The sequence below is a fragment of the Nocardia sp. BMG111209 genome, from assembly GCF_000381925.1.
Lineage (GTDB): Bacteria > Actinomycetota > Actinomycetes > Mycobacteriales > Mycobacteriaceae > Nocardia.
In genome coordinates this window covers 638155-659063 of the sequence record NZ_KB907309.1, presented here as the reverse complement: position 1 = coordinate 659063, position 20909 = coordinate 638155, and the positions used below count along the sequence as shown (strand labels likewise).

The following is a 20909-nucleotide window of genomic DNA, read 5'->3' as shown; positions in this document are numbered from 1 at the left end:
TTGCCGGCACCCGGGATTTTTGGAGGTTTCTCGAGTGTCGGTCAACAACCGTGTCGTTTCCGGGCCGGTAGCGCTCGACAGCGGCCGCCCTTTCGATCAGGAACGAGCCGAGGCGGCGGTCCGGGAATTGCTGATCGCCGTCGGTGAGGATCCGGATCGTCCGGGCCTCATCGATACCCCGGCCCGCGTGGCGCGGGCCTACCGCGAGGTGTTCGCCGGCCTGTACACCGAGCCGGACGCGGTGCTCAACACCACGTTCGACGAGGGTCACCAGGAACTGGTGCTGGTCCGCGACATCCCGATGTACTCGACCTGTGAACATCATCTGGTGTCGTTCCACGGGGTCGCGCACGTCGGCTACATCCCGGGCACGCACGGCCGGGTGACGGGCCTGTCGAAGCTGGCCCGGCTGGTCGATCTCTACGCCAAGCGGCCGCAGGTGCAGGAGCGGCTCACCAGCCAGATCGCCGACGCGCTGATGCGCAAGCTGGATCCGCGCGGCGCGATCGTGGTGGTCGAGGCCGAACATCTCTGCATGGCGATGCGCGGCATCCGCAAGCCGGGCGCCAGCACCACCACCTCGGCGGTGCGCGGACTGCTGCAGACCAACGCGGCCTCGCGCGCCGAGGCGCTCGATCTCATCCTCCGCAAATAGGCCGTCGCGGCAGCCGGATACCGGCAGCGACGCGCCGGAACGGATAGGCGAAGATACTGCCCATGATCCCGCTGATCACGCCCCGCGCCGGACGGTCCTGTGTGGTCATGGGAGTCGTGAACGTGACCAGCGACTCCTTCTCCGACGGCGGCCGGTACCTCGATCCGGCGCTGGCCGTCGAGCACGGTATCCGGCTGTACCGGGCGGGCGCCGACATCATCGATGTCGGCGGCGAGTCCACCCGGCCCGGTGCGGTGCGGGTCGATCCGGCCGCGGAGACGGCGCGCGTGACCCCGGTGATCCGGGAGTTGCGCGCGGCCGGCGTGCCGACCAGTGTGGACACCATGCGGGCCGCCGTCGCCGCGGCGGCGATCGAGGCGGGCGCGTCGGTGGTCAACGACGTCTCGGGCGGCCGGGCGGACGCGGATATGGTCCGGGTCGTCGCCGACGCCGGGATCCCGTGGATCCTCATGCACTGGCGGGCGGCGGCCGACTACCGCCATCTGGGCCCGGCCGACCACTACGACGATGTGGTCACCGAGGTGATCGACGAACTGTCCACGCAGGTGGATCTGGCGCTGGCCGCCGGGGTCCACCCCAGCGCGCTGGTCCTGGATCCGGGCCTGGGGTTCGCGAAGAACGCCGGTCACAACTGGGCATTACTGCATGCGCTGCCCCGGCTGGTCGGGCAGGGGCTGCCCGTATTGGTCGGCGCGTCCCGGAAGCGCTTCCTGGGCTCGCTACTGGCCGAACCGGATGCCGCGGCGACCCCGCGCCCGGCCGACGGGCGTGAGGTGGCGACGGCCACCGTCTCGGCGCTGGCGGCCTGGCACGGCGCGTGGGGGGTCCGGGTACACGATGTGCGCTCGTCGCTGGACGCCCTGGCGGTGACCGAGGCCTGGCGGCGCGGCGGCGTCGAGCCGGCGGCCGTGGACGGCACGGATACGGGTGCGATCGACGGGGATCGACGGCGACAGGGAGTCAGGTGAATACCGATCGGATCGAGCTGCGCGGTCTGCGCGCGTTCGGCTATCACGGCGTGTTCGACTACGAGCGCCGCGACGGCCAGGAATTCGTCGTCGACATCACCGTCCGGACGGATTTCGCGGCCGCCGCGGCCACCGACGATCTCGGCGCCACCGTTGATTACGGCACGCTCGCCGAACTGGCGGTGCGCATCGTGCAGGGCCCGGCCCGCGATCTCATCGAGACCGTGGTGTCGGAGATCGCCGACGCCGTGCTCGCCGCCGATCCGCGCATCGCGGCCGCGGAGGTGACCGTGCACAAGCCCTCGGCGCCGATCCCGCACACCTTCGCGGATGTCCGCGTGGTCACCACCCGCAGCCGCACGGCCGAGGTGGGATCGTGAGCCGGGCGGTGTTGTCGATCGGGTCGAATCTCGGCGATCGGCAGGCGCATCTGCGCGGCGTCGTCGACGCGTTCGCGCCGTGGCTGGTGGCGGTGTCGCCGGTCTACACGACCGCCCCCTGGGGTGGCGTGGAACAGGACGACTACCTGAATGCCGTTCTGGTGGTGGACGATCCGGAGGCCGGCCCGTGGGAGTGGTTGCGCCGCGGCCAGGAACTGGAACAGGCCGCGCACCGGGTGCGCGAGGTGCGCTGGGGCGCCCGCACCCTCGATGTCGACGTGATCACCTGTGTCACAACGGATTCGGCAGGCGGTGCGACGCCGGTCCGGAGCGCCGATCCGGCACTGGTCCTGCCGCATCCGCAGGCGCGCCATCGCGCCTTCGTGCTGGTGCCGTGGCTCGCGGCGGAACCGGAGGCCACGCTCGAGGTGGACGGCCGGGCCCGGCCGGTCCGAGATCTGCTGGCCGAACTCGACCCCGCCGAACGCGCCGCGGTACGACCCACCGAACTGACGCTCGGGGCGGTCTCGCGGTGAATGTCATGAAACCGACGCGGGCGCTGGACCTGACGGCGAACGTGCTGATCGCGGCGGTCGTGGCCTGGGTCGCCACCCGCTGGGCGTACTCGAGCTTCCCGCCGATCACCGTGATCGCGGGCGCGTCCCTGTATCCGGTCGCGGCGCTGGAAGCGGTGCTGGGCTTCATGATCCGGACCCGGGTCGGCGACGAGCGCATCGGCGACGGTCCCCGGCAGCTGCATCCGATCACCGTGGCCCGCGCGGTGGCGCTGGCCAAGGCCTCGGCGCAGGTCGGCTCGCTGGCGGGCGGGGTCTGGCTGGGGTTCCTGGTCTGGGTGTATCCGCAGCGGTCCAGCCTGCACGCGGCGGCCGCCGACACCCCCGGCGCGATCGTCGGTCTGGTGGCGGGCGCGGCCCTGGTGGCGGCCGCGTTGTGGCTGGAGTATTGCTGTCGGGCGCCCGGCGAGCCACCGGATGAATCCGCAACCGCTTAGTTATCGATGGGTTCCTAGTCACCTGATCAGAAACGAGCCGGATTCAGCTGAGCAAGCTACCCTAGCGGGCATGGCTCCACCCTCCCGTAGCAGTGCTTCCCGGCAGTCCCGGGGTGACACGGGGAAACTTGTTCTCGGTCTTTTGATTCTGCTCGGTCTGATTGCCAGTGTGTTCCTGATCTTCAGTGACAGCCTGCAGTTGGTTCGGATCGGACTGGTGGCCGCACTCTGGGCGGCCGTTCTCGGCGCGCTCGCTGCGACCCGCTATCGCCGCGAGTCGACGGATGACCGGGCCAAGGCCCGTGACCTGCAGAAGGTCTATCAGCTGCAGCTCGAGCGCGAGATCAGCGCGCGGCGCGAATTCGAGCACGATGTCGAGTCCCGGGTCCGGGAGGAGGTCGGCGCCGAGTCGGAGGAGCTGGCCGCCCTGCGCGCCGAACTCGTGGTGCTGCGGGAGAACCTGCAACGTCTGTTCGACGGTGTACAGATGGATCACCGGCCTGCCCTGCACGCGGACGCGTTCCGGATCCAGGAATTGCCGAGCGCGTCGTCGGCGAACGATAACCACACGGAAACCGACTGGGATCCCTGGAACGCCCCGCCGCTGTCGCCGATCTCGATGACCCCGATCTTCGAGCCCGACCATCCGGAGCCGCCCGCCTTCGCCAGCCCTTTCGACGATCCGGTGACCGCCGAGACCTCGATCGTCACGCCGGAACACTTCGCGCACGAGGCGCCCGCGGATCCGCATCCGTCCGATATCTCCTTCGCCGCCTTCCTCGATTCGCACGCGTCGGAGACCTTCGCGAGTTTCGACGCCTACCGGTCCGCGGCGTTCGATCCGTTCGACCCGCTGGAGGGCTTCGATCCGTCCCACCGGGTCGAGCCGATGCTGCGTCCGGAACCCCGCGAGGAGCGGGACTTCCGGAAGGAATCGCGCTGGGGCGACACCGCCGAGACCGGCGCGACCTGGGCCGGCGAGCCGTCGCGTGACGATCCGGACCAGCCGGCGAGACATGCCGGCTGGTCCTGGGAGCAGACCAGCGCGCCCGCCGAGCCGGCCTGGCCCCAGGACGACGCGACCGGGTCCGGCGACCCGGTGCGAAACGCGGCCTGGCCCGAAAGCGCCACGGACGACGACTGGGCCCGGTCCCGCACGGACGCGCCGCCCGCCGAGGACATCTCCCGCGACGACCGATGGTCGCCGGACACCACCGGCGACACCCCTCCCGCCGAGATCCACCGGCCCGTGGAAGCGCCGCGCCGCGGCGCGATCTGGGATCGGGGCGCCGCCCGGGAGCCCAGCGTGGCCCCCGACATCCACGCGAACCGCGACGACCAGGCCCGCAACGGCGCCCCGCAGCCGGAGTACGCCGACCGGCAACCTCCGGCCGAGCCCGCGTCCACCGGCTGGCAGGACCTCCGGGACCAGACCTCGCCGACCCACGCACCGGCCGCCGCGAATCCGGCCGATCCGGGCACGCCGATCGGCACCCCCGGCGCCCGCCGGCGCCGCCGCGCGGCGGAGGACAGCACCCACCGCCTCTCGGTCGCCGAGATCATGGCCAACCTGCGCTCGGAACAGGACGACGACACCAACCGCTGAGCCCGGGCCACGGTGTTCGTGAGGCGAACATCACGGTCCCCGTGCTGGCCGCGTGCGCGGCCGGGCGCCTATTCTCGACTCGGTAAGTCCGGTACCTGCGCATTCGCGGGACTGGAACTGTGTCGAAGCATCATTTCGAGAGGACAACGGTGACCTCCAGTCACTTTGCGCCTGCACGCTTGACGGTGGGAATCGTCTCGGCGGGACGCGTGGGTTCGGCGCTGGGCGCCGCGCTGGAGCGGGCCGGCCATGTGGTGTTCGGAGTGTCCGCGATCTCCGACGCCTCGGTGCGCCGGGCGCGCACCCGGCTACCCGAATCGCAGATCCTGCCCGCCGAGGAGGTGGCCGCGCGCAGCGAGCTGCTGATCCTGGCCGTCCCCGACGCCGAACTGTCCGGCCTGGTATCCGGCCTGGCCACCGCCGCGGTGGTACGGCCCGGCACGATCGTCGCGCACACCTCCGGCGCCAACGGCATCACCGTCCTCGCCCCCCTGACCGAACTCGGCGCGCTGCCGCTGGCCGTCCATCCGGCCATGACCTTCACCGGTCACGACGAGGACCTCACCCGGCTCGGCAACGCCTGTTTCGGTATCACCGCCGCCGACGAGATCGGCTACGCCATCGCGCAGTCGCTGGTCATCGAGATGGGCGGGGAGCCGGTGCGGGTCTCCGAGGAGCACCGCACGCTCTATCACGCCGCGCTCGCCCACGGCAGCAATCACCTGGTCACGCTCATCGTCGACGCGGTCGCCGCGCTGCGGTCCGCGCTGGAGGGCCCCGGCCTGCTGGGCCAACCGCTGGTCGACGGCCAGCCCGGTGGCCTGCCCGAGCGAATCCTCGCCCCGCTGGCCTCGGCGGCGCTGGACAACGCGCTGCGGCGCGGCCCGGCGGCACTGACCGGCCCGGTGGCGCGCGGCGACGTCGCCGCGGTATCCGCGCACCTGGACGCGCTGACCACCCTCGATCCCCGGCTGGCCGCCGGCTACCGCGCGCTGTCGCTGCGCACCGCCGAGATGGCCGGATCCGATCCCGACCTCATCGAACTGCTGGAGGACCGTTGACGGCCGATCCGACGACCCTGCGCGCGAGCTATCGGCCGGGCGAGCTGACCGTGCTGCACGATCCGGCCCGGCTGGCCGCGGTGTCGAACGCGCTGCGCGCGGTGGGCCGCACGGTGGCGCTGGTGCCGACCATGGGCGCCCTGCACGACGGGCATCTGGAGCTGGTCCGCCGGGCCAAGCGCACCAATCAGGTGGTCATCGTCTCGATCTTCGTGAACCCGTTGCAGTTCGGCGCGGCAGAGGATCTCGGCAAGTACCCGCGCACCCTCGATTCCGATGTGGAACTGTTGCGCGGCGAGGGTGTGGAACTGGTCTTCGCGCCCAGTGCGGCCGAGATGTATCCGGACGGTCCGCGCACCACCGTCGAACCCGGCCCGCTCGGCGCGGAGCTGGAGGGCGCGGTGCGGCCCGGCCATTTCGCCGGGGTACTGACCGTGGTGGCGAAGCTGCTGCAGATCGCGCGACCGCACGAGGCGTTCTTCGGTGAGAAGGATTATCAGCAGCTGACCCTGATCCGGCAGCTGGTGCGGGACCTGAACTTCGAGGTGCGAATCGTGCCGGTGGGCACGGTCCGCGAACGCGACGGGCTGGCGATGTCCTCGCGCAACCGCTATCTGGATCCGGTGCAGCGGGAGCTGGCGGCCGCATTGTCGGCGGCGCTGGCCGCGGGCCGGCACGCCGCCGGACTCGGACCGGAGGCGGTGGTCGCCGCCGCGCGCGCCGTCCTCGATCAGGCGCCCGGGATCGGCGTCGACTATCTGGAGTTGCGCGCCGCCGATCTGGGCCCGGTCGGCGCACCGGGCTGGAGCGGCAACGCCCGGCTGCTGGTCGCCGGCCGGATCGGCGGCACCCGGCTCATCGACAATCTGTCCGTGACGGTCGGGGTGTCGGCCGACGGCCATCCCACGTCCCCGGCCTGACCGGCCGTTCCGTATCGAGAGAGGCGACGACGTTGTTGCGCACCATGATGAAGTCGAAGATCCACCGCGCCACGGTCACCCATGCCGACCTGCACTACGTCGGTTCGGTGACGGTGGATCCGGATCTGATGGCGGCCGCCGACCTGCTCGAGGGCGAACAGGTCTGCATCGTCGACATCGACAACGGCGCCCGGCTCGAGACCTATGTGATCGCCGGTGAGCCGGGTTCCGGGGTGATCGGAATCAACGGCGCCGCAGCACATCTCGTACATCCCGGCGATCTGGTCATCCTGATCGCCTACGGCATGATGGACGAGGCCGAGCTGCGCGAGTATGCGCCGCGGGTGGTGTTCGTCGACGAGCGCAACCGCCCGGTGGACCTGGGCGCCGATCCGGCGCACGCGCCCGACGGATCCGGGTTGTCCTCCCCTCGTTCCCTGACCGTCGCCTGATCCGCGGGCGAGGCGCGACGCCATGCTGCTGACCATCGACGTCCGGACGACGAGCATCAGCCTCGGCGTCTTCACCGGCAGCGGATCGCATGCGAAACTGGCCCGCACCTGGCGGGTGCACACCAACCCACTGCTCACCGCCGACGAATTCGCCATGCAGGTGCGCGGGCTGCTCGGCGAGCGGATGGACCAGGTGGTCGGGGTCGCCGCCTTGTCGACGGTGTCGCCGGTGCTGCGCGAACTGCGCACGATGCTGAGTCGATACTGGGCCGAGGTACCGCACGTGCTGGTGGAACCCGGTGTGCGGACCGGGATTCCGCTGCTGGTCGACAATCCGAAGGAGGTCGGCGCGGACCGGATCGTCAACTGCCTGGCCGCCTATCAGCGGTTCCACACGGCGGCGATCGTGGTCGATTTCGGCACCGCGACCTGTGTGGACGTGGTGTCGGCGAAGGGCGAGTTCCTCGGCGGCAGTATCGCCGCGGGCGTGGAGACGGCGACCGAGGCGTTGGTGTCGAATACCGCGCTGCGCCGGGTGGAGCTGGCCCGGCCGCGGTCGGTGCTGGGCAAGAACAGCACCGAATGCCTGCAATCCGGTGCGATCTTCGGTTTCGCCGGCCTGGTCGACGGGCTGATCGATCGCATCCGGGACGAACTGGACGCGCTGTCCGGCGACAATGTCGCGGTCGTGGCGACCGGCGCCGCCGCCCCGCTGATCGTGCCCGAATCGGAGACCATCGAACATCACGAGCCGCATCTGACCCTGGACGGCCTGCGCCTGGTCTACGAGCGCAATCAGCAGCAGCGCCGCCGATGACGGTCACCGGTGTCGGATTCGCCACAGGGGTATCGGCGGCGCGCCGGAATGCTGCTAAGCTCGCATCCGTGTTCAAGCGCATGATCTCCCAGGAGTGTTGTCGAGGCTGATTCGCCTCGGCCGACGTCGGGGCTTCGTATCTGCCCCCGGTCGTCCACTTCTCCTGGAGATTCGCTCATGCGTTCTTCTGTCACTTCCCCTCGTTCCGTCACCGTGACCGCACCGCCGTTGGTGTCCGGTACCCCCGGGGTCCGCGCCCGCACGCTGCCGTCCGAGGTCGTCGAACGACCGGTGGCCTCGGCCCTGCCCACCCGGTTGCGGCCTGCCGACCTGCTGCGGCTCACCGACGAGGGCGCCGAGGATGTGCTGGCCGGCCGATACGACCATCTGCTGCCCGCCGGTGGGGTGTGGCCCACAGCGAATCGATGGGCCACCCGCCTGCTGACCGACGACGAGGTCGACGTCTGGCTGATCAGCTGGGTGCCCGACAAGGCCACCGAATTGCACGACCACGCCGGTTCGCTCGGAGCACTCACCGTGCTCGGCGGCGCGCTGTCGGAATTCCGTTGGAATGGAAGGGAATTGCGGCAACGGACGCTGTCCGCGGGCGATCAGGCATCTTTTCCGCTGGGGTGGGTGCACGATGTGGTGCGCGCCCCCGGCCTACTCGCGGATCCGGGTGGGGCGCAGGAACCGACCCTGTCGGTGCACGCCTACTCGCCACCGTTGACAGCCATGTCCTATTACGAGATCACCGGCCACGGGTCGCTGCGGCGGACCCGGACAGTGCTCACCGATCAGCCCGAAGGCGATGTGAAATGACCCACTTGACCATCGATCGCATGTTGGAGAACGCCCGGGCACAACTGCAGCGGATCTACGCCTTCGAATTGCCGCAGGCGATCGCCCGGGGCGCGCTGCTGGTCGATATTCGACCGCAGGCGCAGCGCGTCAAGGAAGGCACGTTGCCGGGTGCGCTGGTGATCGAGCGGAATGTCCTGGAATGGCGGCTGGATCCGACGAGTTCGGCCCGGCTGTCGCTGGCCACCGGACACGACGTGGAATGGATCGTGGTCTGCTCCGAGGGCTACACCTCGAGCCTGGCCGCGGCGGCCCTGCAACAACTGGGCCTGCATCGATCCACCGATCTGGTCGGCGGCTATCAGGCGTTGAAGGCGGCCGGACTCTTGTCGGTGGCCGCGCGGTCGGCGCATTTCACGCGTGAGGTCAACACGCTGGCTTCGCTGTAAATTCGTACCCGAAGCGATACGGAGTCGTTACCGGTTCCGCCCTCCCGCCCGCGCATAAATTGGTTTCGGGCGCAGGATAGGCTGGTTCTCCGTGAGCAACGCGAACCCCCCTTCGTCCGGTCGCGACCGGGCTGGCGCACCTGCCGGGCAATCCCGTCCTGCCGCAGCGGAAGTCGAGCTGCCCGAGCAGATGCGGATTCGCCGGGAGAAGCGGGAGCGGTTGCTCGAGTCCGGCGGCGAAGCATATCCCGTGGTGGTGCCGCGCACGCACACACTGGCGGAAATTCGCGCCGCCTATCCGGAGCTGGCGCCGGATACCGCGACCGGACTCGGGGTCGGTGTCGCGGGGCGCGTCATATTCATGCGCAATACCGGCAAGTTGTGTTTCGCGACGCTCCAGGAGGGCGACGGCACCCAGTTGCAGGCGATGATCAGCCTCGCCGGTGTCGGGCCCGATCCGCTGGCCGCCTGGAAGGCCGATGTCGACCTCGGTGACTTCGTATTCGTGCACGGTGAGGTGATCACCTCCCGCACCGGCGAATTGAGCGTCATGGCCGACTCCTGGTCGATGGCCGCGAAGGCGCTGCGACCGCTCCCGGTGGCCTTCAAGGAGATGAACGAGGAGGCCCGGGTCCGGCAACGCTATGTGGACCTGATCGTGCGGCCGGAGGCGCGGGAAATGGCGCGTACCCGGGTCGCGGTGGTGCGCGCATTGCGGAATGCGTTGGAGCGCAGGGGTTTCCTGGAAGTGGAGACCCCGATGTTGCAGACGTTGCACGGTGGCGCCGCGGCCCGGCCGTTCGTCACCCATTCCAATGCGCTCGACATCGATCTGTACCTGCGCATCGCGCCGGAGCTGTTCCTGAAGCGCTGTGTGGTCGGCGGTATCGAGAAGGTCTTCGAGATCAACCGGAACTTCCGCAACGAGGGCGCCGACTCCACACATTCGCCGGAGTTCGCCATGTTGGAAACATACGAGGCGTATGGCACCTACGACGATTCCGCGCGGATGATGCGGGAATTGATCCAGGAGGTTGCCCGCGAGACGTACGGAACGCTGGTGGTCACGCTGGTGGACGGTACCGAATACGACTTGGGTGGCGAGTGGACGACGGTCGAGATGTACCCGTCGCTCTCCGATGCGCTCGGCGTGCAGGTCACACCCGAAACGACGGTGCCGGAATTGCTGTCGCTGGCCGATCGGGTGGGACTGGAAATTCCCGAGGGCAAGGGCTACGGCCACGGCAAACTGGTCGAGGAACTCTGGGAGCACTGCTATGGTGACAAGCTCTACGCGCCGACTTTCGTGCGCGACTTCCCCGTGGAGACGTCACCGTTGACCCGGCAGCATCGCGACAAGCCGGGCGTCACCGAGAAGTGGGATCTGTACGTACGCGGCTTCGAGTTGGCCACCGGCTATTCGGAACTGGTGGATCCCGTGATTCAGCGCGAGCGGTTCATCGATCAGGCGAGATTGGCCGCTGCGGGCGACGACGAGGCGATGCGCCTGGACGAGGACTTCCTCGCCGCGATGGAACAGGGGATGCCGCCGACCACCGGTACGGGTATGGGAATCGATCGCTTGCTGATGGCGTTGACCGGGCTCGGAATCCGGGAAACGATACTGTTCCCAATTGTGCGTCCGGCGGCACGCTGACCGTCACTTGAATCGAATGTCGAATCTTCGTGTTGGAAATCTCGGAATTCGAGGTATTCTCAACTCGGGTATCGGCCCCGGTATGCGGGTCGCACGATTTCGAGAGGACGTTCATCTCATGGCAAAGAAGGTCACCGTTAGCCTGATCGACGATGTCGACGGTGAGTCCATCGCGGACGAGACCGTCGAGTTCGCGATCGACGGTGTGTCGTACGAGATCGACCTGTCCGCGGCAAATGCGGCAAAGCTTCGCGACGGGCTGGAGCAGTGGGTGTCCAACGCGCGCCGGGTCAGCGGCCGGCGGCGCAGCAAGCCGGCCGGTACCGGCACCGGGGCGCCCAAGAGCCGGGTCTCGATGGATCGCGAACAGAGTGCCGCAATTCGCGAATGGGCGCGCCGCAAGGGACACAAGGTCTCCGCGCGCGGCCGTATCTCGGCGGACATTACCGAGGCTTACAACAAGGAGGTCGGCCGCAGCTAGCGGCTTTCCGCCGCTGCCGTCCGGAAGGAATCGTGGTGACCCGGGCGGCGGCGGCATTTTCATTCCTTTTCCGTATAACCGGGGAACGTGTCCGCCGGTCCCGCGGGGAGTACGATCTTGCTCGTGGTGGGGAGGCGCGGCACCATGGAAACCGTGCGAACACGTCGCCGGGTCGGGCAGCCTGAGGTATCGCTGTAGTGACCACATTCCACGGATCGTTCCTCCGATTCACCGACGACACCGGCAGGCCACAGGAACTGGTACTTTCCCCGGATCGGCAGCGCCTGACCATCGGGCGCTCGCCACAGGCGGATGTCACGCTGTCCTGGGACGCCGAGGTCTCCCGGTTGCACGCGGCCATCGAATACCTGGGCGCGCACTGGACCATCGTCGACGACGGCCTGTCCCGTAACGGCACCTTCGTCAACGGGGAACGCCTCGTCGGCCGGCGGCGGCTGGTGGCCGGCGACCGGATCCGGGTGGGCACCTCGATGATGTCGTTCCACGATTTCAGCGGCGTGGTCGACGACGCGACCCGCACCTCGACCGCCTCGCTGCCCACGCTCCGTCAGCTCACCGATACCCAGCGCGCGGTGCTGATCGCCCTGTGCCGCCCGTACAAGAACAACGCGGGCTTCGCGACGCCGGCCTCCAATCAGCAGATCGCCACCGAGCTGTTCCTGAGCGTGGACGCCATCAAGACGCATCTGCGCGCATTGTTCGGCAAGTTCGGCGTCGAGGATCTGCCGCAGAACCAGAAGCGGGTGCGGCTGGCCGGCCTGGCCCTGCAGAGCGGCATCGTCTCCGAGCGGGACCTCTGAGCCGGCCGGGCGCGTCCCATACGGGCTGCTCGGCGGTGCCGGCGGACCGGATTGCCGATGTTCGCTATGGGCATATCCGTGACGGAAACGTTCTCTGTAGCAGTCACGTTATGACTGAATGAGTCGCGTTGTCGCCGGTTCGCAATAGGGTGGACGGACGACGGCAGTGACCCCCGCCAACTAGAGTGGAGGCGGGGAGGTGCAACCCCAGGGCTTCATGGCAGGCTGGCGCAACAAGTGAATGGCATGTGGCGCCGGATGCCGTCGAAAGCGGAGCAGGAAGTGAGGGAGCGATGTTCGAGAGGTTCACCGACCGCGCGAGGCGGGTCGTTGTCCTGGCTCAAGAAGAGGCCAGGATGCTCAACCACAACTACATCGGCACCGAGCACATCCTGCTGGGCTTGATCCACGAGGGTGAAGGTGTCGCGGCGAAGTCCCTGGAATCCCTGGGTATTTCGCTCGAGGGTGTGCGCAGCCAGGTGGAGGAGATCATCGGGCAGGGCCAGCAGGCGCCGTCCGGGCACATCCCCTTCACCCCGCGGGCGAAGAAGGTGCTGGAGCTGAGCCTGCGGGAGGCCCTGCAGCTCGGTCACAACTACATCGGCACCGAGCACATCCTGCTCGGCCTGATCCGGGAGGGTGAGGGCGTCGCCGCCCAGGTGCTGGTCAAGCTCGGCGCCGACCTCAACCGGGTCCGTCAGCAGGTCATCCAGCTGCTGTCCGGGTACCAGGGCAAGGAGCCGGTCGAATCCGGCGCCCGCGGCGAGTCGGGCACCCCGTCCACCTCGCTGGTCCTCGACCAGTTCGGCCGCAACCTGACCCAGGCCGCGCTCGAGGGCAAACTCGACCCGGTCATCGGCCGGTCGAAGGAGATCGAGCGGGTCATGCAGGTGCTGTCCCGCCGCACCAAGAACAACCCGGTGCTGATCGGCGAGCCCGGTGTCGGTAAGACCGCCGTGGTCGAGGGCCTCGCACAGGCCATCGTCAACGGTGAGGTCCCCGAGACCCTCAAGGACAAGCAGCTCTACACCCTCGACCTGGGTTCCCTGGTCGCCGGTAGCCGCTACCGCGGTGATTTCGAGGAGCGCCTGAAGAAGGTGCTCAAAGAGATCAACACCCGCGGCGACATCATCCTGTTCATCGACGAGCTGCACACGCTGGTCGGTGCGGGTGCGGCCGAGGGCGCCATCGACGCGGCCTCCATCCTGAAGCCGAAGCTGGCCCGCGGCGAGCTGCAGACCATCGGCGCCACCACCCTCGACGAGTACCGCAAGTACATCGAGAAGGACGCCGCCCTGGAGCGCCGGTTCCAGCCGGTCCAGGTGGGCGAGCCGACCGTCGAGCACACCATCAACATCCTCAAGGGCCTGCGCGACCGGTACGAGGCGCATCACCGCGTCTCCATCACCGACTCCGCGCTGGTCGCGGCGGCCACCCTGGCCGACCGCTACATCAACGACCGCTTCCTGCCGGACAAGGCGATCGACCTGATCGACGAGGCCGGCGCCCGGATGCGCATCCGCCGCATGACCGCCCCGCCGGACCTGCGCGAATTCGACGACAAGATCGCCGAGGCGCGCCGGGAGAAGGAATCGGCGATCGACGCCCAGGACTTCGAGAAGGCCGCGCGTCTGCGCGACAAGGAGAAGCAACTGGTCGCCAAGCGGGCCGAGCGCGAGAAGCAGTGGCGTTCCGGCGATCTGGACGTCGTGGCCGAGGTCGACGACGAGCAGATCGCGGAGGTGCTGGCCAACTGGACCGGCATCCCGGTGTTCAAGCTCACCGAGGAGGAGACCACCCGGCTGCTCCGCATGGAGGACGAGCTGCACAAGCGGATCATCGGCCAGGAGGATGCCGTCAAGGCCGTCTCCAAGGCGATCCGCCGCACTCGGGCCGGCCTGAAGGATCCGAAGCGTCCGTCCGGCTCGTTCATCTTCGCCGGTCCGTCCGGTGTCGGTAAGACCGAGCTGTCCAAGGCGCTGGCGAACTTCCTGTTCGGCGACGACGACGCGCTCATCCAGATCGACATGGGCGAGTTCCACGACCGCTTCACCGCCTCGCGGCTGTTCGGCGCCCCTCCGGGCTACGTCGGCTACGAGGAGGGCGGCCAGCTCACCGAGAAGGTGCGGCGCAAGCCGTTCTCGGTCGTGCTGTTCGACGAGATCGAGAAGGCCCACCAGGAGATCTACAACACCCTGTTGCAGGTCCTGGAGGACGGCCGCCTCACCGACGGCCAGGGTCGCACGGTCGACTTCAAGAACACCGTGCTGATCTTCACCTCGAACCTCGGTACCTCCGACATCTCGAAGGCGGTCGGCCTCGGCTTCACGCAGTCGAATGTCGAGGGCTCGAACTACGAGCGGATGAAGCTCAAGGTCAACGACGAGCTGAAGAAGCACTTCCGCCCCGAGTTCCTCAACCGCATCGACGACGTGATCGTCTTCCACCAGCTGACCACGGATCAGATCGTGCAGATGGTGGACCTGATGATCAACCGCGTCGCCACGCAGCTGCGGAACAAGGACATGGAGATCGATCTCGCCCCGCAGGCCAAGGATCTGCTGGCCAAGCGCGGCTTCGATCCGGTGCTGGGCGCTCGCCCGCTGCGCCGGACCATCCAGCGCGAGATCGAGGACCAGCTGTCGGAGAAGATCCTCTTCGGCGAGATCGGCCCCGGTCAGGTGGTCGATGTCGACGTCGAGGGCTGGGACGGCGAGGGTTCCGGCGAGAACGCGAAGTTCACCTTCGCGGGCCGGCCCAAGGAGTCCAAGGTCGACGCCTCGGAGCCGGTGGCGGCTCTCGCGGGCGACAGCGCCGCGGCCTCCGGAGAGTAGTTCTCCTCGAAAGCCCCGCCGTTCCGGGTTCGCCCCGGAACGGCGGGGCTTTCGCCGTTTCCGGCTCCGGAAAAATCACTGGCGGCGAGCCACCGGAAGGCGCATCGTGCAGACGGCACCCGAGCGAAAGGCCGTCATGCTCACCGATTCCCAGATCGAGGCGTTCGTCACCGACGGATATGTCCGCGTCGAGCAGGCGTTTCCCCGCGAGATCGCCGATGCCGGGCGGGAGATCCTCTGGCGGGCCACCGGATTCGATCCACAGGACCCCGCCACCTGGACGGCCCCGGTCGTCCGCCTGGCCGACCACGCCGAGGAACCGTTCCGGCACGCCGTCACCACCCCGGCCCTGACCGAGGCCTTCGATCAATTGGTGGGCCCCGGCCGCTGGATCCCGCGCAACAGCCTCGGCGGCTGGCCGATCCGCTTCCCCAGTGTGGAATCTCCCGGCGACGACGGCTGGCATATCGACGCGAGTTTCCCCGGCGACGGCGACCCGGGCGACTACCTGCGCTGGCGGATCAACGTGACCTCGACCGGCCGCGCACTGCTGATGCTGTTCCTGTTCTCCGACGTCGGCCCCGACGACGCACCGACCCGGATCCGGATCGGCTCCCACCTGTGCATGGCGAAGGCGCTGGAACCGTACGGCCCGCCGGGCGCCGAGATGATCGGCCTGCTCGACGCCTACGCCGCCACCGCCGACCTACCGGTGACCACGGCCACCGGCGCGGCCGGTGACGTCTACCTCTGCCACCCCTTCCTCGTCCACGCCGCTCAGCCGCACCGCGGCCACCGGCCCAAATTCATGGCCCAGCCCCCGCTGGGTCTCCGCGACCCGTGCGTCCTCGACCGCCTCGACGACGCCTACACCCCGCTGGAACGCGCGATCCGGCTCGGCCTGGGCCGCTGAGGGCGCGCTCTCCGCGGCCCACGTCCGGACGTTCGACCGGTCCCGGCTGCCGGTGGTCGTTGCCGCGAAGGCGCGCCTTTCAGCGCAGCCGGGCCAGGGCCGGCGCGAACAGGTCGACCAGTTCCGCGGGCACGATCACCTCGTCGATACCGAATTTGTCGCGGCGACCGGTCAGGATGTCGACGATCTCGGCGGGGTCCTCGGGCAGGACGGCGATCGACCCGGCCTCCCGGAGATCCGCCGCGTTCAGGCCCTGTGCCGCCACGAAGGCGTTGAGCCGATCGCCGATCCCGGCGATCTGGAGGCTGAGGGCGACCGGACCCAACGCCGCGGGCCGGTCGGCGGCACTGTCCCCGACATGGGTCACGAGGCTGTTCAGATCGTCCTCGGTGGCATGCGGTCCGGTCGCCAGCAGAATGCGATCGGCCACGGTCGCGGCGGCCGCCAGCATCTTCGGCCCACCGGCGGCGATCACGATCGGCGGCGCGGGATCCACCTCGGCGCGGACCGTGGTGGCCGTGGCGAGCAGCCGTTTCCGCCGCTCCGCCGTCGACCCGGCCGACCGCCCGAGCTTCTGCAACTGGATATCGGTATCCGGCCGGCCGACGCCGAGCCCGAGCTCGAAACGTCCCTCGGAGAGCAGTTGCAGCGCGGCGGATTCGCGCACGGTCTCCGGCGCGAGCCGCAGCGGATCGGCGAGCACGTTCGGCCGCAGCCGTAGTTCGGTGGTCACCGCCGCCGCGGCCGCGAGGGCCGGGAACGGCGACAGCGTGTAGACGGTGTCGGGTAGCAGCAGGGTGTGGTAACCGTCCTGTTCGGCGGTACGCGCGGTCTGTAGCCATTCCGCCGCCGATCTGGGGACGGACATGAGGCCGAATCGCAGGGCCATGATGAAACCTCCTCGCACAGTGGCATTCCCGCATTACGACCGGCATACCGGAGATCACATTCCCGTACCCGGCGTGCTGTCCGAATACCGCCGGGATGAGCAGGCGCCACTGCGGACTCCGGGTGGCGCCACCGGTCCGCATCCGGCGATACGCGGGTCGTGCCGGGGCGTCGACCAGCGGTTGTGCGATCCTGATCCGATGGCGTCGACGGCGCGACCGGTGATCCGGAGCCAGCGGTTGCTGGTGGGGCTCGCCGCGTCGGCGGTCACGATCGTGGTCGCCGCCACCGGGGGCTGCGGCATCCATACGGATCGAACCGCCGCGACTCCGTGCCCGGGTGATCCGGTATCGGGCCTGCCGGAGTGGGCGCCGGCGTCCACCTCGTTCGCCGCGCCGTACGACCAGCATCCGTTCGTCGGCAACGGATATCTGGGGCTGCGGGTGCCGCCCGCCGGGATGGGATATCTCGAGACCGGTGAGCGATCGGGGTGGCCGTTGTACACGCCGCGCTACGACGGCGCTTTCGCCGCCGGACTCTACGGCCGCGATCCCGGGTTGGCGGCGGGCCGGTCGGTGATCGCGGCGCTGCCGAACTGGTCGACCCTGCTGGTCGGTGTCGGCGACGAAACCTATTCGCCGGCAACGTCACCCGAGCAGGTGCGGGATTTCCGGCAGACCCTGTACCTGCGTTGCGGGCTGGTGCGCACCGAGCTGACCTGGCATCCGCGGTCGGGACGGGAGGTGGGTCTGGTGTACGAGGTGCTGGCGAACCGGGCCGATCCGCACACCGCCGCAGTACATCTGACGATCGTGCCGCATTTCGCCGGTGCGCTGTCGGTCACCGGCCTGACCGATCTCGCCGCGGCCCGCCGCATGCGGCGCACCGCCGTCCGCACCTCCGGTGCCGCCACGATGGATGTCGAATTCCGCACCACGACAACCGATGTCGTGGGCGACGTGGCGACCGTCCTGGCGGCGGGCGACCGGCCGGTGGCTCGTGCGGACACCGCGCAGCGGGTGAAATTCGAGGTGACGGCGAACAATTCGTATGGAGTCACGGAATATGTCGGCGTCGACACCGCGCTCACGGCCGCCGATCCGGCCGCGGCCGCGACCGCCGCGGCCGGTCGGGCGGCGGCCCAGGGCTGGCCGGAACTGCTGGCGCGGCAGGCCGCCGCGTGGCGTGAGCTCTGGTCCGCGGATATCGAGATCCCCGGCCGACCGGATATGCAGCGCTGGGTGCGCGGCGCCGAGTACGCGCTGTATTCCGCGACGAATGCCGAACAGGACAACAGCATTTCGCCGACCGGACTGAGCAGCGACAACTATGCCGGGCTGATCTTCTGGGATGCCGACATCTGGATGTTCCCCGCACTGCTGGAAACCGCGCCGCGACTGGCCCGTTCGATCGTCGAATACCGATACAAGACCCTGCCCGCCGCCCGGGACAATGCGCGCCGGCTCGGTTATCCGGGTGCGTTCTATCCGTGGACCAGTGCGGCCACCGGCGATCTGTGGACGGATTGTCACAGCTGGTCGCCGCCGCACTGTCTCACCCAGATCCATCTCCAGGGCGATATCGCGCTGGCGGTCTGGCAGTACTATCTGGCGACCGGGGATCTGGAATATCTGCGGCAGCGCGGCTGGCCGGTCCTGTCGAATATCGCCGAATTCTGGTCCGCGCGTGTGACATCCGATTCGGACGGCGGCTATTCGATCCGCGGCGTCGCCGGGCCGGACGAATACAGCAACGGCGTCGACGACGGCGTCTACACCAATGCCGTTGCCGCCGAATCGCTCTGGGTCGCCACCCGGGCCGCGCATCTGCTCGGCGCGGCGGTACCACCCGCCTGGCTGACGATCGCGAACGGGCTGCGCATACCGTTCGACGCGCAGGCGCGGATATTCCGGCAATACGACGGTTACGCCGGCGGCCGGATCAAACAGGCCGATGCGGTCCTGCTGCAATATCCGTTGCAGTGGCCGATGTCGGAGGAGGTCGCGCGCCGGACCCTCGATTTCTATGCCGACCGCACCGATCCGGACGGCCCGGCCATGACCGATTCGGTGCACGCGGTCGACGCGGCGGAGAACGGCGAGCCCGGCTGTGCGGTGAGCACGTACATGGACCGCTCGGCGCGGCCGTTCGTCCGGGAACCGTTCGGGCAGTTCGCGGAGTCGCGCGGCGGTAAGGCGGGCCGGGCCGATCCGCTGGCGGGAGCGCCGGCGTTCGGCTTCGTCACCCTCGCGGGCGGTTATCTGCAGGAATTCCTCAACGGCCTCACCGGATTACGCCTGCGCGAGGACCGGATCCGGCTCGCGCCGCTGCTGCCGCAATTGGTCCGCGACGGTGTGACCGTGCGGGGAATACATTGGCGCGGAAGAATTTTCGACGTCGCCATCGGACCGGTACGCAGCACGATCACGCTGCGGTCCGGCGCGCCGATGACGGTGGAGACCGCGGCCGGCCTGCGACGGGCCGGTCCCGGGGCTCCACTGGACCTGCCCACCCGCCGGCCGCAGTTGGCGCCGACCGACGATGCGGCCCGGTGTAAATCCGCCACCGCGACCAGCGAACAGCCCGGCTACTACGCGGAGGCGGCGGTCAACGGCACGCCGAGCATCGGCTGGCGCGCCGCGGATCGCACGGCCGATTTCACCGTCGACCTCGGCGCGGCCACGGTCATCGACCGGATCGTCCCGCACTGGTTCGATCCGGCCCCGGCCGCGCGCTTCGAGGTCTCCCTCGACGACCACACCTGGACGGCCGTCGCACCCGGCGCCGACGGCCGCCTGCCGGACCGGATCACCGCCCGCTACGTGCGCGTCCGCATGGACAGCGCCGATGCCGCGTCCCCACCCGGTCTCCGCGAACTCGAGGTCCGCACCCCGGGGCCGTGACGCCGGATCAGTTCGCCGACTTGCCCGAAACGTCCAGCACGACTTCGAATTCCAGCAGCGACGCCCCGGTCGAGACCGGCTGCCGCGCCTGACCGGCATGCGCCTCCTTGGCCGGGCCGTCGCGCCACGCGGCGAAGGACTCCTCGGAATCCCATTGCGTCACCACGAAATAGCGGTTGTCTCCGGCCACCGGGCGGAGCAGCTGGAAACCCAGGAATCCGGGCGAATTCTCCACCGCGTGCGCGCGGTGCGCGAACCGCTGCTCGAGTTCCGGTCCGGCTCCTTCGGGAACCTCGATCGCATTGATCTTCACGACTGCCATAACCCAATTCTGGCCCGCGTCGCCGCCGGGCGGATCCGCGACCCCCGGTCACCGGCGCCGGGCCCGGTCCGGCGGTTACGCTCGGCCGAGTCGCAAGGGTGGAGCGCGAGGAGGCGAGCCGGTCGATGTTGCACGACGAGGGTGGCGAGGGTGCGCCGATCCTGCTGTTGCACGGTCTGATGGGCAGTGCCCGCACCTGGGACACGCAGGTGGACTGGCTGCGCGACTTCGGCCACCTCTACACCTTCGACGCCGCCGGGCACGGCCGCGCCGCGCCGCCGGTCCTGAGCACGGAGGCGTTCGTGGCCGATCTGGCGACCGCCACCGCCGCGCTCCCCGGACCGCTCGTGGTCATCGGCCATTCCATGGGTGGCCTGCACGGCTGGATGTTCGCCGCACAGCATCCGGAGCGGGTGCGCGCGCTGGTGGTCGAGGATATGGCCCCCGATTTCCGCGGCCGCACCGCGAGCGACTGGGCGGCCATGGTGAATGCCTGGCCGCAACCGTTCCCCGACGCCGACGCGGTGCTGGACTATTTCGGCCCGGTGGCCGGCCGGTACTTCCTGAACTCCTTCACCGCGGGTCCGGACGGCTATCGCCTGCACGGAGCCGTCACCACCTTCCGCGACATCTCCGAGGAGTGGGGCACCCGCGACTTCTGGGCGCAATGGGATGCGGTCCGGGCCCCCGCGCTGCTGATCGAGGGCGAGTACACCATCACGCCACCGGGGCAGATGCGCGAGATGGCCCGCCGCCACCCGGATGCCCGGTACGTGGTCGTGCCCGGCGCCGGTCACCTCGTGCACGACGACCGGCCCGCCGCCTACCGGGCCGAGGTGTCGGCCTTCCTCCGCGATCTCGAGTGATGGCACCCGCCTTCACACTCCTGGGGCGGGACCGTATGCTCGGGCACACGCGCCGCGCCCCTCGAGCACAAAGGTGACCAAC

General features: G+C 69.2%; 21 protein-coding genes. 19 read left to right on the top strand and 2 right to left on the bottom strand.

Annotation, left to right across the window (positions count from 1 at the left end):
* Positions 1 to 34: 34 nt before the first annotated feature.
* From folE to G361_RS0134125, 17 genes are all read left to right on the top strand, one after another.
* The gene (folE, locus tag G361_RS0134205) at positions 35 to 655 is read left to right on the top strand and encodes a GTP cyclohydrolase I FolE (RefSeq protein ID WP_019931651.1); all 621 of its coding nucleotides are present in this window, start codon (positions 35 to 37) and stop codon (positions 653 to 655) included.
* A gap of 62 nt (positions 656 to 717) precedes the next feature.
* The gene (folP, locus tag G361_RS0134200) at positions 718 to 1644 is read left to right on the top strand and encodes a dihydropteroate synthase (protein WP_019931650.1); all 927 of its coding nucleotides are present in this window, start codon (positions 718 to 720) and stop codon (positions 1642 to 1644) included.
* On the top strand, positions 1641 to 2024 hold the full coding sequence (gene folB / locus G361_RS0134195; RefSeq protein ID WP_019931649.1) for a dihydroneopterin aldolase: 384 nt from the start codon (positions 1641 to 1643) through the stop codon (positions 2022 to 2024). Before folP ends, folB begins: the two co-directional genes overlap by 4 nt.
* Positions 2021 to 2560 (top strand): 2-amino-4-hydroxy-6-hydroxymethyldihydropteridine diphosphokinase, encoded by a 540-nt coding sequence (folK, locus tag G361_RS0134190; protein ID WP_019931648.1) that lies wholly within the window; start codon positions 2021 to 2023, stop codon positions 2558 to 2560. Before folB ends, folK begins: the two co-directional genes overlap by 4 nt.
* Positions 2561 to 2565: 5 nt before the next feature.
* Positions 2566 to 3036 (top strand): DUF3180 domain-containing protein, encoded by a 471-nt coding sequence (locus G361_RS0134185; protein ID WP_026343848.1) that lies wholly within the window; start codon positions 2566 to 2568, stop codon positions 3034 to 3036.
* A 169-nt stretch (positions 3037 to 3205) separates the two neighbouring features.
* Positions 3206 to 4642, top strand: a complete 1437-nt coding sequence (locus tag G361_RS47530; protein ID WP_155981948.1) for a DUF6779 domain-containing protein — start codon at positions 3206 to 3208, stop codon at positions 4640 to 4642.
* A 149-nt stretch (positions 4643 to 4791) separates the two neighbouring features.
* Complete coding sequence (locus tag G361_RS0134175; RefSeq protein ID WP_026343847.1) at positions 4792 to 5703, top strand: Rossmann-like and DUF2520 domain-containing protein; 912 nt, start codon at positions 4792 to 4794, stop codon at positions 5701 to 5703.
* The gene (panC, locus tag G361_RS0134170) at positions 5700 to 6623 is read left to right on the top strand and encodes a pantoate--beta-alanine ligase (RefSeq protein WP_019931644.1); all 924 of its coding nucleotides are present in this window, start codon (positions 5700 to 5702) and stop codon (positions 6621 to 6623) included. The genes G361_RS0134175 and panC overlap by 4 nt, the downstream gene beginning before the upstream one ends.
* A 32-nt stretch (positions 6624 to 6655) precedes the next feature.
* On the top strand, positions 6656 to 7075 hold the full coding sequence (gene panD / locus G361_RS0134165; protein WP_026343846.1) for an aspartate 1-decarboxylase: 420 nt from the start codon (positions 6656 to 6658) through the stop codon (positions 7073 to 7075).
* Between the two features lie 22 nt (positions 7076 to 7097).
* Positions 7098 to 7892 (top strand): type III pantothenate kinase, encoded by a 795-nt coding sequence (locus G361_RS0134160; protein ID WP_019931642.1) that lies wholly within the window; start codon positions 7098 to 7100, stop codon positions 7890 to 7892.
* Between the two features lie 177 nt (positions 7893 to 8069).
* Entirely contained in the window at positions 8070 to 8714 is a 645-nt protein-coding gene (locus tag G361_RS0134155; RefSeq protein WP_081635724.1) for a cysteine dioxygenase, read from the top strand.
* Entirely contained in the window at positions 8711 to 9142 is a 432-nt protein-coding gene (locus G361_RS0134150; RefSeq protein WP_019931640.1) for a rhodanese-like domain-containing protein, read from the top strand. The genes G361_RS0134155 and G361_RS0134150 overlap by 4 nt, the downstream gene beginning before the upstream one ends.
* 190 nt (positions 9143 to 9332) lie before the next feature.
* Positions 9333 to 10799 (top strand): lysine--tRNA ligase, encoded by a 1467-nt coding sequence (gene lysS / locus G361_RS0134145; protein ID WP_019931639.1) that lies wholly within the window; start codon positions 9333 to 9335, stop codon positions 10797 to 10799.
* A 118-nt stretch (positions 10800 to 10917) separates the two neighbouring features.
* Positions 10918 to 11280: an Lsr2 family protein gene (locus tag G361_RS0134140; RefSeq protein WP_019931638.1), complete on the top strand. Its 363-nt coding sequence runs from the start codon at positions 10918 to 10920 to the stop codon at positions 11278 to 11280.
* A 197-nt stretch (positions 11281 to 11477) separates the two neighbouring features.
* Entirely contained in the window at positions 11478 to 12101 is a 624-nt protein-coding gene (locus tag G361_RS0134135) for an FHA domain-containing protein (RefSeq protein WP_019931637.1), read from the top strand.
* Between the two features lie 293 nt (positions 12102 to 12394).
* Entirely contained in the window at positions 12395 to 14935 is a 2541-nt protein-coding gene (locus G361_RS0134130; protein ID WP_026343841.1) for an ATP-dependent Clp protease ATP-binding subunit, read from the top strand.
* Positions 14936 to 15041: 106 nt separating this feature from the next.
* Positions 15042 to 15848: a phytanoyl-CoA dioxygenase family protein gene (locus tag G361_RS0134125; protein ID WP_019931635.1), complete on the top strand. Its 807-nt coding sequence runs from the start codon at positions 15042 to 15044 to the stop codon at positions 15846 to 15848.
* 79 nt (positions 15849 to 15927) lie between these two features.
* Here G361_RS0134125 and G361_RS0134120 read toward each other — a convergent pair whose 3' ends face one another.
* Positions 15928 to 16737, bottom strand: coding sequence for an LLM class flavin-dependent oxidoreductase (locus G361_RS0134120; RefSeq protein ID WP_019931634.1), 810 nt, complete (start codon positions 16735 to 16737; stop codon positions 15928 to 15930).
* Between the two features lie 199 nt (positions 16738 to 16936).
* On the opposite strand from G361_RS0134120, the gene G361_RS0134115 reads away from it, so the two are divergent.
* A complete protein-coding gene (locus G361_RS0134115) occupies positions 16937 to 19639 on the top strand; it encodes a discoidin domain-containing protein (RefSeq protein ID WP_155981947.1) in 2703 nt (900 codons plus the stop codon).
* A gap of 7 nt (positions 19640 to 19646) precedes the next feature.
* On the opposite strand, the gene G361_RS0134110 is transcribed toward G361_RS0134115, so the two are convergent.
* Positions 19647 to 19961: an antibiotic biosynthesis monooxygenase gene (locus G361_RS0134110; RefSeq protein WP_019931632.1), complete on the bottom strand. Its 315-nt coding sequence runs from the start codon at positions 19959 to 19961 to the stop codon at positions 19647 to 19649.
* Between the two features lie 125 nt (positions 19962 to 20086).
* On the opposite strand from G361_RS0134110, the gene G361_RS0134105 reads away from it, so the two are divergent.
* The gene (locus tag G361_RS0134105) at positions 20087 to 20827 is read left to right on the top strand and encodes an alpha/beta fold hydrolase (protein ID WP_026343840.1); all 741 of its coding nucleotides are present in this window, start codon (positions 20087 to 20089) and stop codon (positions 20825 to 20827) included.
* The last annotated feature ends 82 nt before the right edge of the window (positions 20828 to 20909 follow it).

Excerpts from the sequence above, each read along its gene's own strand:
- G361_RS0134105 (WP_026343840.1), top strand. The coding sequence starts at position 20,087 with ATGTTGCACGACGAGGGTGGCGAGGGTGCGCCGATCCTGCTGTTGCAC.
- G361_RS0134185 (WP_026343848.1), top strand. The coding sequence starts at position 2,566 with ATGAAACCGACGCGGGCGCTGGACCTGACGGCGAACGTGCTGATCGCG.
- lysS (WP_019931639.1), top strand. The coding sequence starts at position 9,333 with ATGCGGATTCGCCGGGAGAAGCGGGAGCGGTTGCTCGAGTCCGGCGGC.
- G361_RS0134160 (WP_019931642.1), top strand. The coding sequence starts at position 7,098 with ATGCTGCTGACCATCGACGTCCGGACGACGAGCATCAGCCTCGGCGTC.
- G361_RS0134120 (WP_019931634.1), bottom strand. The coding sequence starts at position 16,737 with ATGGCCCTGCGATTCGGCCTCATGTCCGTCCCCAGATCGGCGGCGGAA.
- G361_RS0134130 (WP_026343841.1), top strand. The coding sequence starts at position 12,395 with ATGTTCGAGAGGTTCACCGACCGCGCGAGGCGGGTCGTTGTCCTGGCT.
- G361_RS0134140 (WP_019931638.1), top strand. The coding sequence starts at position 10,918 with ATGGCAAAGAAGGTCACCGTTAGCCTGATCGACGATGTCGACGGTGAG.
- G361_RS0134110 (WP_019931632.1), bottom strand. The coding sequence starts at position 19,961 with ATGGCAGTCGTGAAGATCAATGCGATCGAGGTTCCCGAAGGAGCCGGA.
- G361_RS0134150 (WP_019931640.1), top strand. The coding sequence starts at position 8,711 with ATGACCCACTTGACCATCGATCGCATGTTGGAGAACGCCCGGGCACAA.
- G361_RS0134155 (WP_081635724.1), top strand. The coding sequence starts at position 8,070 with ATGCGTTCTTCTGTCACTTCCCCTCGTTCCGTCACCGTGACCGCACCG.
- G361_RS0134115 (WP_155981947.1), top strand. The coding sequence starts at position 16,937 with ATGGCGTCGACGGCGCGACCGGTGATCCGGAGCCAGCGGTTGCTGGTG.
- folP (WP_019931650.1), top strand. The coding sequence starts at position 718 with ATGATCCCGCTGATCACGCCCCGCGCCGGACGGTCCTGTGTGGTCATG.